Genomic DNA, 559 nt, shown 5'->3' on the forward strand with positions numbered 1-559 from the left:
GTTGGCTGATGCCGCCGATACCGACTGTACCTGCTGTGGTGGTGGTGTTGGTGTCAAAGTTGATGAATGTACCAGCAACGCCTACACCAGCGGTTGTGCCGATGGTGATGGTGCCTGTGTGGGAGGCAACGCTTTGCAGGGAGACAGTGTTGCTTTCTGTGTCGCCGTCAACGATGGTGACGTTTTCTACTGCGTTTGTGTTCAGACCGAAGTTGAAACGTGGGTCTGTGTTCAAGCCGTCAGAAATGGTCACTGCAACTGTGTCGCTTGCACCGCTGTCTGTTGCCAGGTTGGCGCTGATGGTTGCTTGGCCGATGGCATTGGAGTTGGTGTCACCATGTTTGATGGTGATGGCTGCTGCTTGAACTGCTGTCAGGTTGTTCAGTGTGAACACGTCTGTACCAGCTGTTGGTGTGTTGTTTGGTACACCTACTGTGTTGGAGACGTTGCGAACCAATACGCCTGTCACATCTGGCAGTTTGGCGAAGTCAACTGAAGAAGAAGCATTGTTCAACAGAACTTGAACTTGTTCTACTTTAGTCACGATGGAGGAACCCGT

General features: G+C 51.7%; 1 protein-coding gene. It reads right to left on the minus strand.

Translation table 11 applies throughout. The features are described 5' to 3' along the window. Nucleotides 1–544: hypothetical protein (locus ACO0LF_RS31460; protein ID WP_423021338.1), on the minus strand; the 544-nt coding region annotated here is incomplete at its 3' end. Nucleotides 545–559 lie beyond the last annotated feature (15 nt).

This window comes from Undibacterium sp. Di27W (assembly GCF_049340345.1).
In the GTDB taxonomy this organism is placed as follows: domain Bacteria; phylum Pseudomonadota; class Gammaproteobacteria; order Burkholderiales; family Burkholderiaceae_D; genus Undibacterium.